Raw genomic sequence first — 23728 nt, 5'->3', positions numbered from 1 at the left:
TCAATTCTTTTTTGGGATTGTTTCTGTCTCAAAGATGTCTTTAAGGTCCTGAACGTCCAATTTTATATCAAATTCCTTTAACTTAAAGAATTTCTTGGCACGCATATCATCTTCTTCCAGGCGAAGATCACTTTCAACGATATCGGCTTTCTCAAGACGTTTCAGGTGAAGATACAGTACCTGTCTGGAAACATCTAGTTCTTTGGCAAGCTCATATACATACCATTCCCTGTCTGCAAGCATGCATATGAGTTTCAGTCGCAGAGGATGTGATAGAGCTTCGCCAAGGCTGACAATTCCCTGGAGTTTTTTTTGCATGGGTTGTACCCTTTATACTAAAGTTTAAACCAAATTATATTTCGTCAAGTTTATCTTTAATTTCTTCTACCATTTTTTTGGTATCCTTTACTTCACTTTCCAGCCTGTTCAAACGTTCTATGTCTGCTGTTTTCTGGCTTTCACAATTTATGGCACCACTGCGTGTTAAAAGCACGACAACAGCACCAACTACAAGCAGGATAAGAAGTAAGTTTAGTATAATTCCCCATACTGAAAACCCTGTGCCATACATCATATTTCCATACATCATGTTATCATGTCACCCCTGTAAAAGATTCATTTGTCCAATAATTAGACTTCATCAAATTTATCCTTTATTTCTTCAATCATCTTTTTTGTGTCTTTGACCTCTTTTTCCAGCCTGTTTAAACGCTCCGTGTCTGCTTTATTCTGGCTTTCAGCATTTATAGCTTCATTGCGTGGCGTATTCTGGCTCCCACAACACATTGTGCCACCTCTGTTCAAAAGTGAAACAACCAAGCCTATGGCTAGTAAGATCAGGAGGAAATTTAGTATCATTCCCCATACTGAGAAACCTGTGCCATACATCATATTACCAAACATCATATTATTGTGTCACCTCTAAATAAAAAGAATATGGAGGATTAACGGTAGCCTATGCAGCCACCAGCTCCTCTCTGGTACCTGTAATTATTCTGGTATTCATAGGATTCCTGCGTTGCATAGGACGAAAGATCCTCGATTACATCTTCTGTTATTGAATCTACACGTCCCTGTTTAATAGTGTCCTGATCAATGTAGTTGATTACAAACCAGCGTCCCATCTGATAGACATTTTCATCTTTTACATTGATGCCTGTAGCTTCTTCAAAAATTGAGATTGCTTCATCTTCGGTAATCACTGATGTTGCATCCTCAGCTGAATCAACCCCGTTGGCATTATATCCCTGCCCATAGCCATAGTTGCAGTAATAACCTGCTCCACTGCCATCGACATAACCACTGTTTCGGGAGTCGGTCATCCCATATCCACCACTAGCCAAGTGGGCTGAAACGGTCCCTATCAGCATTATACCGATAATAATGGTACCTGCAAGCAGTACAATTGTTTTATTTTCCATTTCCATCACCATTTTATTAAATACATGTGTAAGGTATTTGTTACACATATAGATGTGCGCTTGCGTATATTTATAGTTAACGATTGTGAATTGTCTTGACAAAGAGAACTGAAGGGTAAAAACAAAATTTATTATTAATTCAAATTAAAATGAGGTGATCTAAGGTGTATAGATGCCACCCCGATTAAGGTAAAATAAGGTACAGAGATTTCAGCCAAACATCTCATGAGCTGCTTCTATCATATCATGCAGCCTTTCCACAGGGATGCCGATTATCATTTCATCTTCTGCAACATTGGCATACTTTCGACTTCCGCCACATCCCAGAGATGCACTTATGTGTCCATCTTTATAAGGCTGGACAACTCCGTCAGCACAAAGACTCTGGATTCCCGCGAAGTTTGCATTCACACGGCCACCGAAACGGTGCAAAAGGGCCTGTGAGAGTTGCATTGCCTTTTTAGGTGTATCAATAACAAGTACCACATCCGGGATGAAGCTCACCTTGTCCAGAGGACCATATAATACTGCTTTTGTAGACCCTGCTTTGAGTCTGGGAACCTGTTGCATAGTACGTCTTGCGGAGTTGATTGTTTTATACCTGTTCAGGTTGTAATAGACATCCCCGTTGGCAAGTTTGGGTGCCATTTCCTGTAGTCCCATAACAGCTGCACCTCCTTTGCATTGCTGGTCATCAACCAGGGCATAGAATTCGCTTTCCTCTTTGCGAACTTTGTCTACCATCTGGCAGTGTCTCATTTTTTCTTCAACTTTATTGATACCTTCAGGTACTTCATGAGTTTCAGGCACAAGCGCAACAGCTACTGGTGGATTTTTGAGTTTTAAAAGGTCTTTCAATTCTTTTCCCATCTGGTTTATTTCTTCAATTTTCATTTTTGTATTCCTTGTTTGTTAAATGTGAAGATATTATGTTTATGGCACATTACTGCTTAATATATAAGTTTTGCATTTTTATTGCACAACTGGTTCTTAGTTTAAAAACGACATCATTAGACTTCAAAATGGTTCGCAGTTAAAGGTATCTATATATCCTCTCACCTTATCTGCTTATTAAGAGATATAAAGTGATTTATTCAATGAATAAAATTGAGTTAGATTCACACAGTTGTTTCTGCTATGAGTTTTATTAGTTTTTATTTTGTCCCGGTACAGCTTATTTATACAGCTTTTTTTAATGTGTATATATGAGTGATGTTAGGCATTTTTTTTCTTTTGTAGAAGAAGAAATGGATAAGCCATTGCTTGATAATATACTGCATGATCCTGTAGATTTTTTTGTATTCCTTCTTTTTATGCCGTGGTTAAACATTGTGATTTACTTCCTCCTTTTATCGGATCCTTCTCTTGCAACGTATTTTGTCCTCGATTCCAATGATCCGTCTAGATTGCCCATGTTATTATCAAATTATTCACATGTAGATTTGTCCCATCTGCTTTCCAATATGCGAAGTTATCTGTTTGTAATGCCTCTTATTATAGCCCTGAATTTTGAACGTATAAAGTTTAGAATTCACATGTTACTCATTTTTCTCCTCCTTCCCATCCTGTTCTCAATATTAACACTCCGGGGTGTTCCCTCGGCAGGTACCGTTACTGGTATGTCCGGCATTGTAGCAGCGATGTTTGGTTATCTTTTATATTCCACATTTGCCTATATGGCAGGGAAATGGAGTACTGGTAACCCTATTCATCTTCTATTTGCAGCACTCTGTACCAATCTTGTGATCATATCCCTTACTTATGGAAATTTATGGCTGGTAATTTTTTGCTCCTTTATTGTATTTGCCAATATTATAAAGGGTCAGGAAGTGTTGCATCGGATTTTTTCCCGGGCCGAATTAATCCTGAGTAGATGGAATCAGGAAAATCTGGATTTGATCCATCGTCCCTGGGAAAGAAAAAAACAGGAAAGATTTATTGAGATCGTAACTGCAGTATCTATTATTATCCTCCTTCCGGCTACGTCTGCATTTCTTTTCCCTGGAAATATAATTTCTCCGGATGGTGTGCGCACTAATGTTCTCGTACACTATGTTGGTTATGTGTCCGGTTCCCTACTCCCATTTATAACTGGTTCGTTGGAAAGGTGAGTTTAGTTAATAGGTTTTTTAGAGTACTAAGTATATCAAAACAAACGACTTTTATAACCCTTGCTTGTCTAAATATAGAAAGGTTTATTAATTATATAGTCTATTCTTTCTATGTTGCCAGATGAAGGATACTGCACCATCAATCCGTATTGATGCCACCTTAATACCCCCTCTCAGTATTTCGCTTCTTCTGGCAACTTTAAATTTTATTATTTTATGAGGTAATTCTATGAGTGAAATCATCAATGTACTTACAAACCCTGACAGTTTCTTCAAAGAAAAAATGACGGAAAGAATTCAGTTTAAAATGCCTGCTCTCATTGTGGTTCTGAATGCCTTGATGGGAGCAATTTCTGGTTATATAATGGTAAAGGCAATTTTGTCATCCGCAGCTGTTGGGGGAGGATTTGCAGGAGCGGGTGCAATTTTTGTTGCTGTGGGAGGATTCCTTGGCGTCCTTGTCTTATGGCCGATCTACACAGCAGTTTTCTATGGACTGTCAGCCCTGTTTGGCGGAGAAGGCTCATTTAAGCGCAGCCTTGAGTTTGTCGGTTATGGTTACATCCCGGTTCTATTGAATTCTATCTTTGGTCTGTATGCTATAAACCAGGTATCAGATTCTCTCCGGGCATCTTCTGCAAATCCCGCACAGATAGCCCAGATGCTTTCCAATGATCCCATAATGCAGGTTGCAACACTTGTTGGTATCATATTCCAACTGTGGAGTGCCAATATCTGGATTTTTGGTCTCAAGAATGCACGTAACTTAAACCTTCGTGGGGCCTTGATTTCTGTAGGAATTCCTATCGGTCTCCTTATTCTCTATTCCCTCATTAGTTATATTGGAGGGATTGCGTGAAAAAAGTAGTATTTACCCTATTTCTTCTTTTCTTTTTTATTTCATCGACAGCTTTTGCCGATACAGAGATAAGTCCAACAGTAGCGGTAAGTTACAGTGTGGAACCACAAGCATTGCTTCCAGGTGACATCGGGACGGTTACTTTTGAAATGCAAAAGTATACCAGCTAAAAATCATCAATGATGAATCCTCTGGATGCACTGCGATATGAGTGACCCCTTAAAGGGTCACATTTTCCTGTTCCTGACGCAATTTCGGGGAATCGATCCAGGCACCAGCAACCTTTGTTTCCCCATTTTCTTCTTTTAAGGCGATACTGAACAATCCTTCAGAACCGTCTTCAAATGTAACGGTATAAACAATAGTTACAAACCTCTCTCCTTCAACAGACTTGAGAAATTCCAGTGATACAGGCTTGCCTACGGTGGACATCAACATCCCGTTCACTTCATAGAAGGTTTCCTCTGGCAGGGCCTTTTTCATAGTAGGTGTGAATTTTTCCGAAAAAAGCGTGTAATTGTCCTGTTGCATCCCCCTGATAAGCTGGTTTGCAATGGGGTCTGCATATTCCTTTGTACGTTGTTCTTCTGAATCATGCAGGCATCCTGCTGTCAACAAGAACAGAACTACACATATCATTACTATTTTTTTCATTCTTCCCACTTCCTCAATGTAAATGTAAATGTGCTGCCAAGTCCTGGCTCACTTTTTACCCTTATGGAACCACCCTGGCCTTCTATTATTCCTTTGATAATCGCAAGCCCAAGGCCACTACCCCCCACTTTGCGGCGGGAGGTACTGTCTACCTGATAGAATTTTTCAAATATTTTATCCTGCTCTTTTTCAGGTATGCCTATACCACTGTCTATGACACTTATTTCCACGAAATCTCCCGCTTCTTCAGTTTCAATTTTTATGTTTTCACCTTTATTGGCTGTGAATTTGATAGCGTTGTTGAGCAAATTGACAAAAACCCTCAACAGTTTATCTTTATCTGCTTTGACCCGGGAATCATTATCCAAATCTCTTTCAATTCTAATTCCATTTTTTGTTGCCATCGGTTCCATCATCTGGATTGCATTATCAATGATTTCTTTGAGGTTGATCTTTTCCTCTTTGAAAACCATCCTGCCTGATTCAATGCGGGAAATATCAAGCAGATCATCAACCATTCTGGATTGCCTGTCTATATTGCGGATAATGAGGTCAAGCATTTCTTCCTGTGTTTCTTTGTCACATTCTTCTTCCCGGAGGAATTCACTTGATGTGCGCATGGCTGTGAGAGGAGTTTTCAATTCATGTGATACCATGGACAGGAATTCATTTTTCACGCGGTTGAGTTTTTGCAAGCGCTGGTTGGAATTTTCAAGTAGTTCGGTTTTTTTATGTACTTCTTCCTCCAGTTTACGATTCCAGGATAAAAAGATCAATGATATTAATGAGGTGAAGAACAAGATGAAAAATGTCGTTATTATCATGAAGGTTGCCTGTTTCAGGTATATGGAGCGTACAATTGAGGTTATGAAAGGTACTGGTGTCACAACACCCACAGACCATACTTGATTGTACCATTTTATTGGTACATATGATACGAGTTTTTCTTCCAGTCCATTGTTTTCATTGAGTTCCTCAAAACGTCCTGTACCTTCTTTTCCTTCCGTCTGTTCCCCAAGTATGTAAAGACGGTCCTGATCGGGCTCATTGAGAATGTCAAAATAATTTTTCCCTGTTTCATTCGGGTTGTCACTGTGATACAGCAGATTCCCTCTGTCGTCGATAATATAGACATAACCGGCAGATGAATCATAACTTTGTATGACCCTTTCTGTGATTTCCTCGATACGTATTATTGCCAGGACCGTTCCTTTAAAATCATTTCCAGAATAGACGGGAACCCAAACATACATTGCAAGTTCGTCTTCAAACGTGTATGTAGGATTGGTAATATAGGTCCTGCCCATTGTTTTTGTTTTTTGGAAAGCTTGATCCATGTTGTTTTCATACAGGTTATATCCCAGGGGTGTTCTATCTTCAGGATAACCAGAGGCAATGGTGCCGTTTTCATCGATATACTGAAGGGCATAAAATCCCTGTGACCTTTCGTACAGGGATTTGAAAGATCTCATATAGAAGTCATCAGGAACTCCATTTTCAGCACCTGCTATTACTTCCAGGGCTACGATCTTCTCATTCAGAAATTCTGTGACGCCCGATGATATTTGTCTTGCATTGAGGGTCTGTTGTTCTGTATATTGCTCCTCAAAGATTTCCTGTACCTCGAGGTTTGAACGTGCCCCCAAAAAAATAACAGAACCTATAAAAAGAAGGGCAATGAAAGTTATGATTATTATGTTATATCGTCGATTACTGAAAAACATGGGAATGATCAGTCTTGTTTCCGGCGTAATACCATTCTAATGCGGGCCTTCAGTTCTCTCAGGTTGAAAGGTTTTGTAATATAATCGTCTGCACCTGTCTCAATTCCTTCTACCCGGTCATCAACTTCACCTTTTGCGGTAAGCATTATTATAGGTATGTGGTTATGCAGTTCATCTTCTTTCAGGTGTTTGCACACTTCAAAACCATCCATGTCCGGCATCATTACATCCAGGAGGATAAGGTCGGGTGTTTTTTCCTCAATTGCTTCGAGACCGGTTTTCCCGTTATAGGCCTCAATAACATTATATCCTTCTGCTTGCAATGCTCTTTTTGCAGCAATTATAGCATCGGGCTCGTCATCTATTATCAGGATAGTTTGCCTGGAATCTCCCATCTCTCCAAGTCTTGCTTGTACTGCTTTTTCAGATACGTTCAGTACATCTGCCAGTTCGACTGCAGAAAGGGCCGGATTCTTTTCAAGAAGACTGAGTATCTTATCGTCAAGTTCTTTTTCGGGCATAAGGACCACTAAATAACTTCGTTATTCCTATAAAATAGTCTATGCTATTAAAGCCTTTCCAAATATATGGAAGACCTGTTATTTAGAGATATAAGTTGACCATAATTAGAAAACCTTATAAAATATAATATTGTAAGTAAACAGGATGGATGTTCTTGAAAAGATATTCGGCAAGACTGCACAAATGACAGTTCTCAAAAACCTGATATCCCATAAGGGGGAATCTACCTATCTCTCAGGAATTGCAGAAGAGACAGGCTTGTCTCATTCGAGTGTTGCCCGTGTAATAGCACCTCTTGTAGAAACAGGTATTGTTAAGGAGAAACCTCTGGGAAAACAGATACGTACTTTCAGTATCAATATGGATAGTGAATTGACACAGCTTGTCCTTGAATTCTATGAGCGTATCCAAGAGTTTGCCGATTGATTCTTAATAGGATTTTTGTTCATCCAATGTTTCCGGGTGTACGCTACTGTTATTCTTTCCAAGCATAATTTTTGCAAGACTGACTGATATGGCTGCAAGTATATTTGTTATGTGAAGTGTACAGACTGCAATTATTATTCCCACAATGGAGGTAAGAATTGCCTCAGGGAAGCTGTCTATCAGGATTTTTGTGTTTCCTGACGACCAGTAGATAGTGGTAAGCGGTGCGAATATAAGTCCAAGGGTCAGGGTAAAGCAGATAGCCAGTATTATAAGTGTAAATATCCCGAAGGGGAATTTGATGAATAAAAACATCATTCCCTTCCAGGCAGCTGGGTCTGCAAACCGATTTTTAATGTCACTCCATAAGTTTACAAGGGGTTTTTCCTCATAGGACAGCGGAGGTATATCTACACCAAGCAATCTCGTTGCCAGTTCCCTTTCAAAATTTACCAGTTCCCACCATGCCACCAGTACCAGCAGAAGGACTGGTAGTCCTATGATAATTATGGAAAAACTTAAGCCTACAAGCAGGCCAGATGTCAGGAAAAGGAAATATGCGGTACCCAGTGGAAATGTGAATATGACATAAAGCAGGTTCAGATAGGTCTGGCGTTGAAAAATCACACCAAAAAATGAACTGAACAATTTGTTTATTTTTCTCATCACAAATCCTGCTGTATTATATTTCTATTATCGGTTGCGTTTATTCTTCCTGAGGATAAAATAGAGTATGGCTCCCAGTAAATGGGTAAACACAATAACTATTATCCAGATCAGTCTCTCATTACTTCGGTCTGTTTCCTTTGTGATGCAATCTATAAGCATCCATATCCAGAATGCCGTTCCGAATATTCCTATCCCCAAAAAAAGGATGATATTAAAAATTTGCATTCCCATCATGTCAAACATTCCATCACCTCATTCGTTTCTTAAAGCATCTGTCGGATTCATCTTTGCAGCCTTATTGGCAGGATATACCCCTGCTACAAGCCCTACAAGGACTGAAATTATAAAACCTGCTGCGATTTTGGATAAAGGGAATACTACAGGCAAAGCCATGTAACTTTCAGCTAAATAGGCACCTGCCATTCCCATCAAAGTTCCTGCAATACCTCCTAAAAGTCCTACTATCATTGCCTCTACGATAAAGAGATTCAGTATACTTGTATTCGTATATCCCAGGGATTTCATCAATCCGATTTCCTGTGTTCTTTCAGTCACCGTGACAAGCATAATATTCATTATTCCGATTGATCCAACTACAAGGGATATCAGAGCGACAGCGGTTAGCAGTGCCCCCAGTGAATCAGATAGTTGTTTTGTTTGTTCCAGGATTTCCACCTGATCCATTATGAAATAGGGCTTAGCGTTGTCATTATCCATTTGTCTGGAGTCTATGCCGAACTGGCGTCCCAGCTTATCATCAATCTCCTCTGAGGTTTGCTCAACTACCTCTATACTTTTTGCTTTTATAAAAAATGAATCATAATGATTTTCATCAAGCATTGAATTCATTGTGGAAATCGGTATGAATATTCTATTGTCAGGTTCTATTCCTGATTGTACCAGTTTTGTATCAGGACTTTGGAGTATTCCTTTTACAACAAATCGGTGGGTGACACTTTCCCCATTGCTTTTGGTGAAAGTCAAGTCTATTGAATTCTTATTGCCTACAGGCCTGTCAAAGATTTCTTCTGCAACTTCAGAACCAATCACTGCAGAATAGCTGTCTTTATCTGTCAGGAAATTTCCTTCTGATAGCCGCAGATTTGCCACTTCGGGGTAATCTTCCGTCACCCCCATTATACCTATATGACGCCGGGAAGACTGATAGCTGACAGTCGCAGTCTGGCTATTTATAGGTGAGATTCCGTCCACTTCCTGGAGGTTAGAAATAAGATTCATTTCCTCTTTGCCAAGAGTGCCCGGTTCTTTACTTTCTACTATAATGAAATTTGAGCCTACAGCTCCGATCTCATCGGTAAAAAACTGGTTGAAACTGGCGCCCAGTGAGACATTGGCTATTACTGCTGCCACTCCTATTACAATTCCCAGGGTAGTCAGGAGGGAACGCAGCTTTGCACTGCGTATGCTCCCAAGGGCTATTTTGAATGCCTGTTTGGGATTTACCATAAGTTATCCCACCTTAATTCTTTCTTCGGTACAGTACAGCTGCCGGAATCAGCATACCAACGAAAACAAGAGCAGCAACTGCAATATTGCTGATTCCATTTTTGTCTTCCTGTACCTTTTTGAAAGTTTCCAGCTGTGACGTGGTCTGGTGCTCATTCATTCCGTTGCGATATTCAACGGTTATTTCCAGAGGTTCTGTGATATTTTCTCTTATCTGGTTGGCTTCGAATTGGATGGAGAACAGTTCATCAGGTTCCATTGTACCCACGAAATATTCTCTGGGTGAAAATTCAATACCCTCTGCTTTTGGTATTACGTTGACCGAGTAAAGGGTATTCTGTCTTATATTTGCTACATCAAATTCTATTGTTCCTTTCCCGTTAACTAGGGTAGGGGTGATGGTTGGTATTACCTTTACATCCGCATTATCAATCTTTACAGGAATCTCCCAGTTGCAGTCATATATGTGGGAGTTACTCTTGATTGCAAGATTCAGGTAATGAGTACCTGCAGAAAGTTGTTCATCCATTTCAAGGTTATAAGTAATTTCCATCTTATCCCCGGGGCCCAGTAATCCGTAAGTATCGGATATGCTTGATACTTCTATTCCTTCATCAGCTTTCAGGGAAGATGACTGGACATGAGCATTTGTGTCATACTCTTCACCATCAATAGTTACAGAATGAGTTGTTGCACTGTTTTTCAGGGTAAAAGTAATCGTTCCACTGTCGCCGGGTGAGAATACTTCGGGTTCGGCACTTACTTCTTCAAGTTCAATTGAACCTTTGCTGTCATAGGCTGTTGATCCCACTTTGATCTCAAAGGTATTTTTCAACCAAATAGAATCTTCAGGTTGATATCTGATATCAAACTCGACAGATCCTGATTTTGCTTTCTCATCCACGTAAAGGCGATACTTGTGCACAGCTGCAGTGTCCGGTTTCAGTCTTCCAATATTTTTGACAGCATTGGATGAGGAATCCAGGGCCAGTGGATATTCAGGGAGCATTTCAATTGAGACATCTTCTGCCTCTCCGGTTCCTGTGTTTTCTATTTTAATCCATATGTCCACGTACTGGCCTATCTCGGCCGGCGAAGGACTATAGCGCATCACGCTCACATCGAGAGTGTTTGGAGATGCTGCTACTGTAGTTGAATTTACTGGGGTCAGCGCGACAAGCAGTATCATCAGTGAAATATAAGTTAACGTTTTCCTGTAATTCATTTGTTTCACCTCAGTTGTTTTCTATGTATCCATCTTTCAGGTGTATGGTCCGGCTTGCATACTCAGCGGTCTGCGGATCGTGTGTTATCATTATTACTGTACTTCCCTGCCGGTGTAGTTCGGAGAAGAGATTCATTATTTCCAGACTGGTTTTAGAATCCAGATTCCCTGTGGGTTCATCGGCAAGAATTATCGAGGGGTTATTGATAAGTGAGCGTGCTATGGCAACCCTCTGGCATTGGCCCCCTGACATCTCGGAAGGCTTGTGATCCATCCGGTTTCCCAGGCCAACGAGTTCAAGGAGTTCAATGCCTCTTTTTTCCGGGTCCACGTTATCCTTGCTGTTCTCGTAGGTTGGAAGCAGCACATTTTCAAGAGCATTCATACGGGAAATAAGATTGAAATTCTGAAAGACAAAACCTATTTCCAGTCCTCGTAATTTTGCAATTTCACTATCAGAAAGTTCACTTATGTTACGATTGTTTATCCGTACCTCTCCCATGGTGGGCCTGTCAAGGCAACCAAGCATATTCATAAGTGTACTTTTTCCGGAACCTGAAGGTCCCATTATCGCCACGAATTCCCCGCGGTTTATTGTGAGATCAAGTCCATGTAATATTGGGATTTCCTGATCAGCGAGCATGTAACTTTTGAGCAGGCCTATAGTTTCGATAGCAGGGTTACATGCTGTTGTGTATTCTCTTTCAGGTTGCTGCATCCATTCACACCTCTTTATTATAGCAATACCTGTCTATTTTTAGACAGGTTAGACTACGGTTATGTTGTATATATACTTTACTATATATAGACGAGTTTGCTTTTAATATGTGCAGACGCGAGAAGAAAAAGTTAAAAATGAAAAGTTGAACCGACACCAACCTCTCTAACATTGCAGTATCCGGAAAGGAATATCTTTGCTTCAAGATCAGTGCAATGGCAGGGGTGGATATCTTTTACATTTCTCTGGTATAGATATTCTGCTGTGTTCCGGAGTTGCTGTCTAGAAGCAGATAAAAGGTGAAAGCCGCCTATTATATCAATAATTGTGTCTTTTTTACAGACTTTCTTTGCGTATTCAGTTATGTTGCAAATCCCCGCATGGGAACAGCCTGTTATGATGACAATTCCTTCATCCGAGCACCACACAAGTGCCGAATCATCAGACATTTTGTCCGGTATGACATCCCCGTTGGGATTTTGCTTATCTCCAATTGCTTTTGTGGTCTCAAACTCCAGTTTTCGGGGAATTTCTCCCAGGAAAACAAGATTTTCAGTAATCCAGAATGGTTCTGTTGTTAAATTCGGGGCAAAGTAATTTTTGAAAACCTCATCGTTTATTATATTGCCAATATGTGTTGTATTTTCAAAAATAGTAGGTGTCAGAGCAAGGGGGTGACACAAAAGAGTGGGTTTATTTACCTTTTTTTCCTGAAATTCCCGGTTTGTGTAGTACTTTATCAGTTCTGTCAATCCCCAGGTATGGTCCAGATGCCCATGGGATAATACTACATAATCCAGTCCTGCAGGATCTATTTCCATTAGAGCGGCGTTTTTTAAGAACAAACCTGAATAACCTGTATCAAAAAGAACTTTTTTTCCTTCTTCTTCGATAAAAAAGGAAAGAGCAGGTTCACCTTCAAAATAATTGTCTATCAGAGTATTATTATCCACAAGCACTGTAATTTTCATAAAGAAAAAATTGAGGCCCTGTTATTTAGTATTACCTTTCAGGGCATCCTGTACTACTTTCAGGGCGCAGAGTTCACCGCACATGGAACATGCATCACTTCCTGTCTTGCGGCTCTGGCGGATGGCAGCAGGTTTTTCACTGTCAATTGCAATGTCAAATTGTTTCTCCCAGTCAAGGTCACGTCTGGCTTGTGCCATCTGGAGGTCTGTTTTTCTTGCCTTTTCACGCTGTCCCTGCCGTGTAAGATCGGCAGCATGTGCTGCTATCTTTGTGATAATCGCTCCCTCCCTGATGTCGTCTGTGGTGGGAAGGGCAAGGTGTTCTGCAGGAGTGGTCATGCACAGGAAGTCCGCTCCAGACATGCCGGCAATGGTTCCGCCAATTGCACCTGTAATATGGTCATAACCGGGTGCAATATCCGTAACAAGTGGACCAAGCAGGTAGAGGGGAGCTTCGTGGCATAGTTGTTTCATGCTTTGCACACTCAGCTGTACCTCGTCAGCTGCCACATGACCGGGTCCTTCAACAAAGGTCTGGACATTGGATTTACGTGCCTCTTTTACAAGTTCACCCAGGGTTATGAATTCCATGAATTTTGCATTATCTGAGGCATCATGGATACAACCCGGACGCATTCCGTCACCCAGGCTCAGGGTCATATCATATTCTTTTGCTATCTCTATCAGGTAGTCAAATTCACTGTAGAGGGGATTTTCCTGCTCATTGTGAATCATCCAGGCAATTGTAAAGGAGCCTCCCCTGCTGACAACATCCATCACCCTCTCCCCTTTACGCAGGCGTTGCAAGGCGTTCTGATTCACTCCGGAATGGATTGTCACAAAATCCACACCATCTTCTGCATGTTTGCGCACAGCATTGATGATGTCATCAGAAGTCATATCAACTACAGTTTTTTGGGATGAAGCCGCCTGATAGATTGGCACTGTACCAAAGGGTACATCTACGGCTTCCATGAGAAGTTTGCGAGTGGAATCCAGGTCTCCCCCTGTGGAGAGGTCCATTATGCTGTCTGCTCCATATTTAACGGCAGTTTCTGCCTTTTTAACTTCATCTTCCACATCAACAAAATCTCTTGAGGTTCCGACATTGGCGTTGACTTTGACACCCATACATTTTCCGATGGCTTTGGGATATGTTTCCCTCAACACATTTTTTGGAATAGTAATAAGACCCTCTGCAACATATTTTCTTACGATTTCGGGATCAATACCCTCTTTTTCTGCAACCTTATGTATCTGAGGGGGGATGTTTCCCTTCTTTGCTTCATCCATCAATGTCATTTTTAACGCCTGCCGTGTTTAATTTAGTCCAGAATAATAGGTATTCGCATATATAGGTTTCACAGGTAAAAAAGGAATTAGAATGAAAGTCTATCGTTAACATTTAGTTCCATTAAATAGGCTGGATTGGAATTGTGAATATGTAGGTATTTCCGACTCCGGGTTCACTTTCCACTTTTATCTCTCCGCCATGCAATTCTATATAATCTTTAGCCAGTGAAAGACCCAGGACACTATTATTTGGTTTCACTCCGGATTCGGAATATATTTCTTTGAAAGATCTAAACAATTCTTCCAAATGGGCCGGAGAAATACCGATCCCGGAATCATTTACTTCAAACCTCAGGTCATAACTGCTGTATTCAATACTGATGTGTACATCTCTTCCTTCAGGGGTAAAGTGTATTGCATTGATGATGAGGTTATATAGTGCCTGCTTGATTTTTACTTTATCCAAACTTATTTCCGGTATGTATTCAGGTATATCAGTAGTTATTTCAACATTTCTGTCTTCTGCAAAAGGTTTAAGGAGTTTTAAAATATCACTGAGTAATTCACCAATGGAAACCATTTCAATATTGAGTTCCATTTTTCCTGCTTCAACATCTGATATTTCCAGAATGTCATCAATTAAACCTATCAACTGTTCCGCACTTTTTTGTATACCTTGAATGTGCTTTTGCTGTTTTGGATTGAGTTTTCCATAGATATCATTGTCAAGCAGCTGGGTAAAGCCAATTATGTTACCCAATGGAGTTCTCAGTTCATGATTCAAATTGGCCTTTAATTCTGAGTTGGTTTTGCTCACTTCCCTGGCATGATGCCTGGCTTCTGCAAGTTCTGCCTCAGCACGTTTGTGATCTGTAATATCCTTTACGAATTCGACTACACCGGTAATTTCACCGGTAGTGGAATCTTTTAATGGATAACCCAGGAGTTCGAACCATTGTGCTTCGGAGCCCGGTAAACCCGGTACAATATTTCTTTCTGTCTCGCCTGTTTCCATGCACCTGATTATCGGGCAAGGTGTACAGGGGCTGTCCCTGTCATGATATGCTTCATAACACTTTTTGCCTTCAAGAGGTATATTCTTTGCAAACCATTTATTCATGGCATCATTTACACGCACGATATTGAGATCTGCATCAAGTATGCTGACCCCATCCTTTATGCTTTCAATAATGCTGTTCAGGAACAACTTGCTCTCGATCAATTCCTCTTCCATAAGTTTGGATTCTGTGGTATCTTTTGTGAAACCTAAATAACGTTTATCTGAAAGTTTAGTAGAAGTTACACGCCACCATCTTCTGCTTCCGTCCTTTCTTAAGAAATTAAATTCAACATCAACATATCCTTTTTTAACAAGGGTTTCAAAAGCTTTCATAGCTTTTTCACGATTGTCAGGAGGTATGAGATCTATGAGGTTCATCGAGAGGAGTTGCTCTTGCGAATATCCTGTTGTTTCACAGGCAGCTTTATTGACCTCAATATAATCTCCGTTTTCATCTGCAACAAAAACACCATCAGGAGCATTATCTATGTAATTTCTGAACTTAGCCTCATTTTTCTTCAGGGCATTTTCTGTGTTCTTCAGTTCAGTAATATCGATTCCGGTAGCTGCTATATACCGCTCTTTATCCAGTTCATCCTCATGAACTACGGCTCCCATTAACATAGGGAATTCGGTACCATCTTTATGTGTGTGCCAGATTTCACGGTGCTTGTAATCAGAATCTTCAATGAGTTTATCTCTAAATTTGTATGCATCTTCCAGTTGTTTCCCCCTATGGAAAATAGAAATATTTTTTCCAATTACTTCTTCTGGAGTGTAGCCATGAATATTTGCAAAATAATCATTTATATATTTGATATTCCCATCAAAATCAACAATGAGGTTACCGTAATTGGCTCTATCAGCTATATTTTTGAATTTTTGAATCTCGTCCTCGGCCAATTTACGTTCGGTAACATCCAAACCTGAAGCGATTATACTTTCCACTTTTCCATTATAATCTTTTAGCACTGAGTTATGCCATTCGATTATTAGTTCTTCATTATTGGAAGTGAGTACCGGGTTTTCGTAACCCTGTACAATTTCACTTTTACCTGATTCGATATCACTTAATAACTTTCTGACAGATTCTTTGTATCCAGGAGGAATGAAATTATCTATCCAGTTCTTTCCAATAATTTCTTTTTTGTGAAATCCAAGTAATTCTGAAGCCTTTTGGTTTGAGAAAAGAACGTTTCCTTGAGGGTCCAGCACGATAAAAATAACTGCAGCTGCATCCATGCACTCCTGTGTACGTTCTTTTTCCTGTCTTAATTCTCTTTCTTTTGCCTTAAGTTCATTTTCAGTTTTAATCCTTAAAATCAAGTTCCCAATCTGACCGGCAATCGATTCCAAAACTATTTTTGTATTTTCAGCAATTCCTTCCCGAGTAAAAGAAAAGATGATAAATGAAGCTATTACTTCTCCATCTTCTTTTTTTATGGGGATTATGCCAATTGTCTTCATTTCTTTGAAATACTGTTTATCCAGAAGTATTTCCGCAATTTCTTCAGGTGGAATATAACGAATTTTACCTTCTTTAACGATCTTTGCCTGCAATGAATCCTCAGGGTAATGCTGGATATTTTTCAGGATGTCTTCTGGAATGTCGCCCCCACAGGCTATGAAGTCAAATCCACCATTTTTTGACCTGAGGTATATCGCTGTGGCATCAATATCTTTCAGGGAAAGAATATGTTTTGAGAGGGAATGAAAAGCAGTTTGTAAGTTATTTGATGAACCAAGTTCAATAGCAATATCCCTTTGGAGGACTAGAAGTCTTTCTTTTTCCACTAAAAGCACTCTCCGGTGTAAGAATAACTATTTGTAGGCATATAATATTTTACATAACTATATTTTTGGTTAAGTTATGTATATACAAAAAATTTGCACTGATTTCAATTTTTGGTTATATTTGTCTATCTATAGGTATATATTATTATTTTGTCTTTCTAAACACTAAAAGAAACGTTTCCAGCTACCTTTATGTAATCATGGCAACATCTAGTTGCCCTGTATATGACTATTGTTGTATTTGCTGAAAAAAACAAGGCTGCAGCCAAACTTGCGACTATTTTGAGCGGAGGAAATAGTACAAGAGAGCATGTGGCTGACTTGCCGGTGTATTCCTTTGTGGCTAAAGGAGATGAATACAAGATCATTGGTCTTGCCGGGCACATTACATCCTATGATTTTGATCCGGCTTACCGGGACTGGAAGGCAATTGACCCTACGGTCCTTCTGACAGCCGATCCTATCAAAAACATCACCAAGAAAAATTATGAACGGGCTGTCAGGCAACTTGCAAAACAAGCAGATTCCATTGTACTTGCCTGTGACTATGACCGGGAAGGAGAGAATATCGGTTTTGAGGCACGTGATATTGCTCTGCAGGTCAAACAAGTTCCTGTAAAAAGGGCCAGGTTTTCTTCCCTGTCTGCAAATGAGGTCCAAAAGGCTTTTAATAATCTTGTAGAGCCGGATACCAATCTGGCCCTGTCAGCGGATACCCGTCAGATACTTGACCTGAGAATGGGTGCGGCTTTCACCCGGTTTATGACCCTTGCTGTCAGGGAGAAGGCATACACCAAAAACATCCTGTCAATTGGTCCCTGCCAGACTCCAACCTGCGGTTTTGTATATGAAAGGGAAAAAACCATCCGTGATTTTCAACCCGAGGATTTCTGGAAGATAGAGGCGGTTTTCCAGGCAGGATCCAGTGAATTTGAGGGTGTGCACCGTAAAGGCAACATTCGGGATGTTGAACTTGCAAAACAGATATATGAAAAACTTCAGGGTATAAGAGAAGCCACCGTGTTTCGCCTCAATATCAAAGAAAAACAGATCAATCCTCCTTATCCTCTAAATACGAATGAATTCCTCAAAAGGGCTTCCAAATTCCTGGATATCAGTCCGGAAAAAGCCCTGGAAATAGCAGAGCAGCTTTACCTGGCCGGTTTTATCAGTTATCCCAGGACAGAAACAAACCTCTATCCTGAGGACCATGACTTTAAATCCATGCTTAAAAACCTTCTCAGGATAGGTGAATATGCTTCCTTTGCAGAAAATTTACTCAAAACGACAGTATCTCCCCGTAATGGGAAAAAGGACGGCCATGACCACCCGCCTATCCATCCTATAAAAGCAGTTTCCGAAAAACAGATCAAAAATGCAGTTAAACTGGATAATTCCTGGAAAGTATATGACCTGATTGTACGTCATTTTCTTGCCAATCTAATGGATCCTGCCCTTTTCGAAAAAACTCACATGGAAGTACATGTGAAGGATGAACCTTTTGATTGTAAAGGTTCGGTTATGAAATCTGAAGGATGGAAACAGGTCTATCCGTTTGAGATATCAAAAGAAAACCTTCTTCCTCATGTACAAGAAGGGGACAAGGTGGCTGTAAAAAAACTCACAAACACCAAATCCCAGACAACACCTCCCAAACGCCTAACTGAAGCCGAACTTCTGACCCTCATGGATAAGCATGGTATCGGAACCAAGGCAACAGCCCCTTCACACATCGAAACAAACAAGAAAAGAGGCTATTTTGAGATCAAAGGCAAGACCATTTCTATGCTGGATACCGGTTTTAATCTCATGGATGCACTGGGGGTTTCAGTACCTATATTGATACAACCTGAAATCAGGGCAAAAATTGAAGGGTTGATAGAGGATGTTGAAAAGGGAAAGAAATCCTTTGACGAGGCCATAAGTGAAGGTACCGTCCTTATACAGAAAATGTATACCCGGCTCAAGTCCGGTAAAGGCGATATTGTGCTGCGTATTGCAGGTTCTATAAAGGATGAAAAACTGGCTGAAGATAAGAATAATCACATTGGCAAATGCGATAAATGTGGCAGGACGCTGAGCATTATACGTACTGATAAGGGTCGTTTTGTAGGTTGCAGCGGCTATCCGGATTGTCGCAACACGTATCCTCTCCCCCGAAAAGGTTCCCTAGATGTAATGCGCTCCCGGGAGTGCAAAATGGGCGGATTTGCCGTACTCAAGGTCGGTGGTGGAAAATATTACTGGAGTGTTGGAGTAGGTCCATGCTTTAATTGTGAAAAGCAAAAATTATGCTTCCCGCCTACTGTGATGGGAAAATGTCCTTCCTGTGGCTCTGATATGATATTGATTGAGACCAAAGATTCGAAATTCCTGGGATGTGCAAGACGTTGTGGTTTTACGTGTTCATACCCCCAAAAGGGTCGTGTTACACTGCGCAAGGAGACCTGTGAAGAATGTGGGTGGAAAATAGTCAGGGTAAAGGAACCCAAAAAGGATGCCAAACATTATTGCATTAACCGCAAATGCAATAAAAAATTCAATAATCTGCTCTGAGGTTATATTATGTGTCCCAAAGGGACCTACTGTCTTATACTGAAAACGGATGGTTGTACGGTTAATGTGGGCAGTCTCAAATCCATCGTATTTGAGGCAGGCTATTATATTTATGTGGGGTCTGCCCTGGGTCCCGGGGGACTCAAACGTATGCATCGCCACCAAAAGTTTGCCCGTCAAAAGGACAAAAAACCCAGGTGGCATATTGATTATTTACTTGTACATCCGGATTTTAAATTTGTGGATGTTGTTTACACCTGTTCTGGCAGACATATCGAATGTGGCATTGCTGACAACCTGCAGGGTAACTATGTGTCGAAATTCGGTTGTTCGGATTGTTCCTGTCAATCCCATCTTTTCCACAGGTTGACCTGTCCTGTAAATGAAATAAAATCAGCAATCGAGGATATCGGGCAAAAACCAAAAGCATTGAGTGAAAATGATGATTCCTGAGAATCACCATTCATTCTCAAAATTATCCCTGTATGTAATTTCTGCCAGGGATTTCCTTGTGGATGACCTTTCTTCATCTGTCGGATGGCCTATTGCAATGACAGCCATAAGTTCCATATCTGCCGGTGCTTTGAGAATTGAGTTCACTTTCTCTTCCTGATTGAGTATTTCTCCCAGCCAGACAGCACCCAGGCCAAGTTCATTGCATGCAAGGAGCATGTTCTCTATCGAAGCACCTATGGACTGGATGTCCTTTGTACGATTGTATCCGCTTTCCTTATCAAAATAGAAAGTAACAAGCACTTTTGCCCCTTTCACAGTATCACTGTAATGGGTACAACCGGCTAGTTGCTCGATAGTATCTTCACTGCGAATCACCACAAATTTCCAGGGCTGGTTATTGAGTCCTGAAGGAGCCCAGCGAGCACATTCTAACAAAGTTGTGATGGCCTCATCATCCACATCCTTTTCCGTAAAACGGCGTACACTTCTGCGGTTGTAGATATTATCTAACGTGTTCATGTTTTCCTCCAAAAAAGGAAAAGAAAAAGAGAGAAAATAGATTATTTTTCGTTGAGTTCACTGTTGAGCCAGGGCATCATGGCACGCAGTTTCCTGCCTACCTCTTCAACCGGGTGTTCCCTGTCCTGCCGTTCCATTGCTTTGAGGACAGGATTGTTGGCCTTATTTTCCAGTACGAAATCTTTTGCAAATTCACCATTCTGGATGCGCTCCAGGGCTTCATACATTGCCAGTCTGGATTCATCGTTGATGACTTTGGGTCCCACTGTCATTCCACCGTATTCTGCTGTGTTGGAGACAGAGTACCACATTTTTTCCAGTCCGCCCTCGTGGATGAGGTCTACGATAAGTTTGACTTCGTGCAGTGTCTCAAAATAGGCCATTTCCGGTTTGTAACCTGCCTCGACAAGAACCTCAAAGGAATTCTTGATCAGGGAAGCCACACCCCCACAGAGGTCTACCTGTTCACCGAAAAGATCGGTCTCGGTTTCCTCGCGGAAAGTTGTTTCAATGACACCCGCACGGGTACATCCCACACCCCGGGCATGGGCAAGGGCCAGTTTCTTTGCATTGCCTGTAGCATCCTGGTAGATAGCTATCAGACCGGGCACACCGGCATTGTCCATGTAGGTCCTCCTGACTAAATGTCCCGGACTCTTTGGAGCAACCATGTAGACATCAACATCTGCAGGGGGCACGATCTGGTTGTAGTGGATGTTGAATCCATGGGAAAAGACAAGTGCATTACCTCCTTCAAGTCCCGGCTCGATTTTATCCCTGTATACATCAGCCTGTACTTCATCGGGCATGAGAATCTGGATGATGTCGGCTTCCCTTGCAGCATCTTCAACAGACATGACCTTCAGGCCATCTTCTTCTGCCTGATTCCAGCGTTTGCTACCAACCCTCAGGCCGATCACTACATCAAGACCGGAGTCATGAAGGTTCTGTGCCTGAGCGTGTCCCTGGCTGCCATAACCGATAACTGCAATCTTCTTGTTATCCATCACTGAAAAATCAGCATCTTCATCGTAATATAGGTCTACCATTTATTTCAATCTCCTGTTAAATATTATAATTATGAACTTTTTGAGCCCCTTGTTAGGGCAATTCTTCCTGTACGGACAAGTTCCTTGATTCCGAAGGGTTTGAGAAGTTTCTCAATAGCGGCAATTTTTTCTTCATCACCGGTAACTTCAATGGTAATGGATTTTGACGCTACGTCAACAATACGTGCCCGGAAGATATCAACTATCTGGATAATTTCGGCTCTTGTATCCTTATCGGACTTAACCTTGATAAGAGCCAGTTCCCTTTCCACGGATTCGTCAGCACCAAGATCTGTAACACGAATCACATCGATCAGCTTATTCAGTTGTTTGCTAACCTGTTCTACGACATGATCATCTCCGCGGACCACCAGGGTCATTCTGGAGACATTAGGATCTTCGGTAACTCCTACTGCAAGACTATCGATATTATAACCGCGTCTTGCAAAGAGCCCTGCCACCCTTGACAGCACTCCGAACTTGTTCTCTACCAGAACTGCAAGTGTGTGTCTCATTCTTTCCTCTCCAGGTCAAGTATTTCATTGATGGGTGCACCTGCAGGCACCATTGGCGATACGTTCTCTTCACATTCTACAATAAAGTCTATAATTACCGGTTTACCGGAACCCATCGCTTTTTCAAGAGCCGGTTTGACCTCTGAAGTTTTCTCGACCCTGATACCAACCGCACCATAAGCTTCGGCCAGTTTCACGAAATCAACACTGTCCCGGATGCAGGTATGTGAATAACGCTTTTCAAAGAATAATTCCTGCCACTGCCTGACCATTCCCAGATAACCGTTATTCATTATTGCTACGATCACCGGAATGTCATTCTGGACAGCAGTTGCGATTTCCTGTGAATTCATCTGGAACGAACCATCACCTGCAATATTGAAAACAACCCTGTCCGGCTTTCCGACCTTGGCACCGATTGACGCAGGATAGCCGTATCCCATTGTCCCAAGTCCCCCGGATGTGATGAAACTGCGAGGTTGGCTAAATTTGTAATACTGGGCTGCCCACATCTGGTGCTGGCCGACTTCAGTAACTATGATAGCATCTTTGCATGCTTCATAGATCTGTTCAATAATGTACTGGGGTTTGAGCCCGTCCTGTTCACCAACATAGTGCAGGGGATAGGATTTTTTCCAGCCCTCAATTCTGTCAAGCCACTCTTTCCTGTTTTCTTTCTCAACAGGCTTTACATATTTATAAAGAGAAGCAAGGATGTTCTTTGCATCCCCAACAATCGGTATATCCACCTTTATGTTCTTGGAAATCTCAGCAGGATCGATGTCAATATGCAGGATCTTTGCGTTGGGTGCAAAGGACGCAAGTTTCCCCGTAACACGGTCGTCAAATCTGGCACCGACTGCTATGAGAAGGTCACATTCCTGTATGGCGTAGTTGGCATATTTAGTTCCGTGCATGCCGGGCATTCCTACGTATAGGGGATGTTGGGTCGGGAACCCTCCTATTCCAGTAAGGGTAGTGGTAACGGGAGTCTGTATATGTTCGGCGAATTGCAGTAGTTCTTCACTGGCATTGGACCCCAGTATTCCACCGCCTGCATATATCAAAGGCTGATGGGCTTTTTCAATTGCAGATGCAGCCCGCTTTACCTGCTGGAGATTTCCCTTGTAGGTTGGTTTATAGCCTTTAAGATCCACTTTATCCGGATAGGAAAATTCGATTTCCTCGGTTGTGATGTCCTTGGGTAGATCGATCAAGACGGGTCCGGGCCTTCCTGTGGATGCAATGTGGAAAGCCTCCTTGATTATACGGGGCAGATCCTTTGCATCCTGCACAAGATAATTGTGCTTGGTGATTGGCATTGTGATGCCGGTTATATTGGCTTCCTGGAACGCATCGTTACCTATCATTGAACTGGGAACCTGTCCTGTAAGTGCGACCATTGGTATAGAATCCATGTAGGCATTTGCAATACCGGTTACAAGGTTGGTGGCTCCGGGTCCGGAGGTTGCAAGACATACACCAACCTTGCCGGTTGCCCTTGCGTATCCTTCTGCGGCATGGGCTGCTGCCTGTTCATGCCTGACAAGAATGTGTCTGAGATCGGATTTGTATATCTCATCATATATGTGAAGAAGGACACCACCGGGATAGCCGAAGATAACCTCCACATTTTCTTCATAGAGGCACTCGATGATTGCGCGTGCACCTGTCATCTTGTTGTTATTTTCACTCATTATATCCCTTCGTTTTCTTCTC

Annotated in this window: 26 protein-coding genes; 6 read left to right on the top strand and 20 right to left on the bottom strand. The window is 41.4% G+C overall.

Going from position 1 to position 23728, the window contains the following annotated elements; all coding sequences use genetic code 11:
• The 5 genes from BKM01_RS09425 to BKM01_RS09405 all read right to left on the bottom strand — a co-directional run bounded on the left by BKM01_RS09425 (position 1) and on the right by BKM01_RS09405 (position 2315).
• On the bottom strand, positions 1–318 hold the full coding sequence (locus BKM01_RS09425) for an ArsR/SmtB family transcription factor (protein WP_072358093.1): 318 nt from the start codon (positions 316–318) through the stop codon (positions 1–3).
• Positions 319–352: 34 nt separating this feature from the next.
• Positions 353–589, bottom strand: a complete 237-nt coding sequence (locus BKM01_RS09420; protein WP_225419921.1) for a hypothetical protein — start codon at positions 587–589, stop codon at positions 353–355.
• A 41-nt stretch (positions 590–630) separates the two neighbouring features.
• The gene (locus BKM01_RS09415) at positions 631–906 is read right to left on the bottom strand and encodes a hypothetical protein (protein WP_072358091.1); all 276 of its coding nucleotides are present in this window, start codon (positions 904–906) and stop codon (positions 631–633) included.
• A 38-nt stretch (positions 907–944) separates the two neighbouring features.
• On the bottom strand, positions 945–1421 hold the full coding sequence (locus BKM01_RS09410; protein ID WP_143744087.1) for a hypothetical protein: 477 nt from the start codon (positions 1419–1421) through the stop codon (positions 945–947).
• A 210-nt stretch (positions 1422–1631) separates the two neighbouring features.
• A complete protein-coding gene (locus BKM01_RS09405) occupies positions 1632–2315 on the bottom strand; it encodes a DUF169 domain-containing protein (protein WP_072358087.1) in 684 nt (227 codons plus the stop codon).
• Between the two features lie 311 nt (positions 2316–2626).
• Here BKM01_RS09405 and BKM01_RS09400 point away from each other — a divergent pair, with 311 nt between their 5' ends.
• The 3 genes from BKM01_RS09400 (at position 2627) to BKM01_RS10825 (ending at position 4561) form a co-directional block, all read left to right on the top strand.
• Positions 2627–3532: a hypothetical protein gene (locus BKM01_RS09400; protein WP_072358085.1), complete on the top strand. Its 906-nt coding sequence runs from the start codon at positions 2627–2629 to the stop codon at positions 3530–3532.
• Between the two features lie 229 nt (positions 3533–3761).
• Positions 3762–4391: a YIP1 family protein gene (locus tag BKM01_RS09395; protein WP_072358082.1), complete on the top strand. Its 630-nt coding sequence runs from the start codon at positions 3762–3764 to the stop codon at positions 4389–4391.
• Positions 4388–4561, top strand: coding sequence for a hypothetical protein (locus BKM01_RS10825; RefSeq protein WP_157769638.1), 174 nt, complete (start codon positions 4388–4390; stop codon positions 4559–4561). Before BKM01_RS09395 ends, BKM01_RS10825 begins: the two co-directional genes overlap by 4 nt.
• Positions 4562–4610: 49 nt before the next feature.
• On the opposite strand, the gene BKM01_RS09390 is transcribed toward BKM01_RS10825, so the two are convergent.
• Genes BKM01_RS09390 through BKM01_RS09380 form a run of 3 tightly spaced genes read right to left on the bottom strand, consistent with a single transcriptional unit; the run spans position 4611 to position 7290 of the window.
• Entirely contained in the window at positions 4611–5045 is a 435-nt protein-coding gene (locus tag BKM01_RS09390) for a DUF3887 domain-containing protein (RefSeq protein WP_072358079.1), read from the bottom strand.
• Positions 5042–6769, bottom strand: a complete 1728-nt coding sequence (locus tag BKM01_RS09385) for a sensor histidine kinase (RefSeq protein WP_072358076.1) — start codon at positions 6767–6769, stop codon at positions 5042–5044. The genes BKM01_RS09390 and BKM01_RS09385 overlap by 4 nt, the downstream gene beginning before the upstream one ends.
• An 8-nt stretch (positions 6770–6777) precedes the next feature.
• A complete protein-coding gene (locus BKM01_RS09380) occupies positions 6778–7290 on the bottom strand; it encodes a response regulator (RefSeq protein ID WP_072358073.1) in 513 nt (170 codons plus the stop codon).
• Positions 7291–7435: 145 nt separating this feature from the next.
• Between BKM01_RS09380 and BKM01_RS09375 the strand changes: the two genes are divergently transcribed.
• Positions 7436–7717, top strand: coding sequence for a MarR family transcriptional regulator (locus tag BKM01_RS09375; protein ID WP_072358070.1), 282 nt, complete (start codon positions 7436–7438; stop codon positions 7715–7717).
• A gap of 3 nt (positions 7718–7720) precedes the next feature.
• Here the strand turns inward: BKM01_RS09375 and BKM01_RS09370 are convergent, their stop codons facing one another.
• From BKM01_RS09370 to BKM01_RS09335, 8 genes are all read right to left on the bottom strand, one after another.
• On the bottom strand, positions 7721–8383 hold the full coding sequence (locus tag BKM01_RS09370; RefSeq protein ID WP_072358067.1) for a sensor domain-containing protein: 663 nt from the start codon (positions 8381–8383) through the stop codon (positions 7721–7723).
• Between the two features lie 27 nt (positions 8384–8410).
• On the bottom strand, positions 8411–8629 hold the full coding sequence (locus BKM01_RS09365; protein WP_072358064.1) for a PLD nuclease N-terminal domain-containing protein: 219 nt from the start codon (positions 8627–8629) through the stop codon (positions 8411–8413).
• A gap of 9 nt (positions 8630–8638) precedes the next feature.
• Complete coding sequence (locus tag BKM01_RS09360; protein WP_072358061.1) at positions 8639–9853, bottom strand: ABC transporter permease; 1215 nt, start codon at positions 9851–9853, stop codon at positions 8639–8641.
• Between the two features lie 13 nt (positions 9854–9866).
• Complete coding sequence (locus BKM01_RS09355; RefSeq protein WP_072358058.1) at positions 9867–11078, bottom strand: COG1361 S-layer family protein; 1212 nt, start codon at positions 11076–11078, stop codon at positions 9867–9869.
• 10 nt (positions 11079–11088) lie between these two features.
• Positions 11089–11796 (bottom strand): ABC transporter ATP-binding protein, encoded by a 708-nt coding sequence (locus BKM01_RS09350; RefSeq protein ID WP_072358055.1) that lies wholly within the window; start codon positions 11794–11796, stop codon positions 11089–11091.
• 131 nt (positions 11797–11927) lie between these two features.
• On the bottom strand, positions 11928–12767 hold the full coding sequence (locus BKM01_RS09345) for an MBL fold metallo-hydrolase (RefSeq protein WP_072358052.1): 840 nt from the start codon (positions 12765–12767) through the stop codon (positions 11928–11930).
• Positions 12768–12788: 21 nt separating this feature from the next.
• Positions 12789–14069 carry a phosphomethylpyrimidine synthase ThiC gene (thiC, locus tag BKM01_RS09340; RefSeq protein WP_072358050.1) on the bottom strand — a complete coding sequence of 427 codons (1281 nt, stop codon included), beginning with the start codon at positions 14067–14069 and terminating at the stop codon, positions 12789–12791.
• Between the two features lie 112 nt (positions 14070–14181).
• On the bottom strand, positions 14182–16914 hold the full coding sequence (locus BKM01_RS09335) for a sensor histidine kinase (protein WP_072358047.1): 2733 nt from the start codon (positions 16912–16914) through the stop codon (positions 14182–14184).
• Between the two features lie 225 nt (positions 16915–17139).
• On the opposite strand from BKM01_RS09335, the gene BKM01_RS09330 reads away from it, so the two are divergent.
• Together BKM01_RS09330 and BKM01_RS09325 are read left to right on the top strand one after the other, a co-directional pair.
• Positions 17140–19470 carry a DNA topoisomerase I gene (locus BKM01_RS09330; RefSeq protein WP_072358044.1) on the top strand — a complete coding sequence of 777 codons (2331 nt, stop codon included), beginning with the start codon at positions 17140–17142 and terminating at the stop codon, positions 19468–19470.
• Positions 19471–19479: 9 nt separating this feature from the next.
• Positions 19480–19923: a GIY-YIG nuclease family protein gene (locus BKM01_RS09325; RefSeq protein ID WP_072358041.1), complete on the top strand. Its 444-nt coding sequence runs from the start codon at positions 19480–19482 to the stop codon at positions 19921–19923.
• 3 nt (positions 19924–19926) lie between these two features.
• On the opposite strand, the gene BKM01_RS09320 is transcribed toward BKM01_RS09325, so the two are convergent.
• From BKM01_RS09320 to BKM01_RS09305, 4 genes are read right to left on the bottom strand one after another with little or no spacing between them, the layout of a single operon-like run.
• Positions 19927–20445, bottom strand: coding sequence for a nitroreductase family protein (locus BKM01_RS09320; RefSeq protein ID WP_072358038.1), 519 nt, complete (start codon positions 20443–20445; stop codon positions 19927–19929).
• Positions 20446–20486: 41 nt separating this feature from the next.
• Positions 20487–21494 carry a ketol-acid reductoisomerase gene (gene ilvC / locus BKM01_RS09315; protein WP_072358035.1) on the bottom strand — a complete coding sequence of 336 codons (1008 nt, stop codon included), beginning with the start codon at positions 21492–21494 and terminating at the stop codon, positions 20487–20489.
• Positions 21495–21523: 29 nt separating this feature from the next.
• Entirely contained in the window at positions 21524–22009 is a 486-nt protein-coding gene (gene ilvN, locus BKM01_RS09310) for an acetolactate synthase small subunit (protein WP_072358032.1), read from the bottom strand.
• Positions 22006–23706 (bottom strand): acetolactate synthase large subunit, encoded by a 1701-nt coding sequence (locus BKM01_RS09305; RefSeq protein WP_198926173.1) that lies wholly within the window; start codon positions 23704–23706, stop codon positions 22006–22008. The genes ilvN and BKM01_RS09305 overlap by 4 nt, the downstream gene beginning before the upstream one ends.
• Positions 23707–23728: the final 22 nt, after the last annotated feature.

Origin of the sequence: Methanohalophilus portucalensis (genome assembly GCF_002761295.1) — an archaeon.
GTDB classification, from domain to species: Archaea; Halobacteriota; Methanosarcinia; order Methanosarcinales; family Methanosarcinaceae; genus Methanohalophilus; species Methanohalophilus portucalensis.
The sequence above is the reverse complement of the archived record's forward strand: the minus strand, read 5'-3'. Positions and strand labels throughout refer to the sequence as shown.